1 protein-coding gene is annotated in these 1,276 nt (G+C 53.8%); it reads right to left on the bottom strand.

Annotated features, from left to right (window positions below; all coding sequences use genetic code 11):
• Positions 1-36 precede the first annotated feature (36 nt).
• Complete coding sequence (locus tag IM282_RS21765) at positions 37-1,170, bottom strand: DDE-type integrase/transposase/recombinase (protein WP_223862991.1); 1,134 nt, start codon at positions 1,168-1,170, stop codon at positions 37-39.
• Between the last annotated feature and the right edge of the window lie 106 nt (positions 1,171-1,276).

The raw sequence follows: 1,276 nt of genomic DNA, 5'->3' as shown, positions 1-1,276 counted from the left end.
GGTAACAGATCAGACCGGGAACATAGGTAACACTTTTCAGTCTATCCGGAGCACACTCTGGGTTTTTCGGTCGTAGTACGCAAGCGTTATTCCATTAAAGATGATGGCCTCCAGGCCATCATCTTGTTCTTCCAGCATGATGTACTCATCAGTCAGCGCTTCACTCAGGAACACCGTCCCCTTTTTCCCCATATAGAGTGTCCCCCTTGATTTCACCCTGTAGACCGTACCTCCTTCCGGATAAGCATATTCAGGAACCCTGCCATCCCAGTGCCGGCCTGAGGGTTGCCATACCGTTCCGGGCGTTGCACCCGCCAGGGCTTCATGTGGCCTTTCGTAGTTAAACTCTTCCCGGTAGCCACTGAACCACCGCTGTTGTTCTTCCATCGTCATAAATATGTTGCCCTGTTTTACTGCACTTTTCAGCGAACGATGCATTCGCTCATGACGGCCGTTTTCTTCCGGATGCCCCTTTCTGATGCGTTCCGGTCTGATGCCCAGCTTTATCAGCCAGACTGCAAGGCGACTTAACCCGGCGATACCTGTTCCTGCGAAAGGCTGACCATTATCCGTTCTCAGGACTTCCGGCAGACCGTACTCCAGGAACGCATCCGTCAGGCACTGCCTGACGAAGGGCTCGCTCTCCCGGTCTGCTCCCCGGCAGCTCAGAAGATACCGGCTGTGATTGTCGGTGAGGGTGAAGGGATGACAGTATTTCCGGCTCAGCAGCCTGAACTTGCCTTTAAAATCAGCGCTCCAGACCTGATTGTTCTCACTGATGATGGTCAGGGGCTGGCGATTGCCCGGGGTTCTGCGTTTTCGCTTTTTATCCGGAACCAGGCCTTCACGCTTGAGGATATCGCCGATAGTACTGGCAGCGGGGACGGTAAAATCGACGTGATGATTGAGCAGCCACATCCGCAGTTTTTTGGGGCCCCAGTCAGGGTGTTTTTGCCTCAGGGCCGTAAGCTGCCCGGCGATATCATCAGGAACTGTCCGGGAGTGGGAGTGCGGAGCACGCGACCGGTCAGAGAGAGATGACAGGTCAGAGGGGTCAAAACGCTGAAGCCATTTGTAACCGGTTTTTCGACTGATGCCGAAGAGACGGCAGAGGGCAGAAAAAGAATCCGTACCTGCATGGCAGGCACGGATAAAATCAAGGCGTTGCATAGGTCGGGTCTCAGTCCAGGGCATAGCGAGTCTCCTCTTCTATGCCAGTTATAACTGTTACCCATGTATCCGGTCTAAAGTGTTACCCATGTTTCCGGTTCATACC

The organism is Enterobacter cloacae complex sp. P29RS (assembly GCF_014893445.1).
Lineage (GTDB): Bacteria > Pseudomonadota > Gammaproteobacteria > Enterobacterales > Enterobacteriaceae > Enterobacter > Enterobacter intestinihominis.
This window is presented reverse-complemented; position numbering and strand designations above follow the sequence as displayed.

What these genes read in the sequence shown, in the direction of transcription:
- IM282_RS21765 (WP_223862991.1), bottom strand. Translation starts at nt 1,170, where the DNA reads ATGCAACGCCTTGATTTTATCCGTGCCTGCCATGCAGGTACGGATTCT.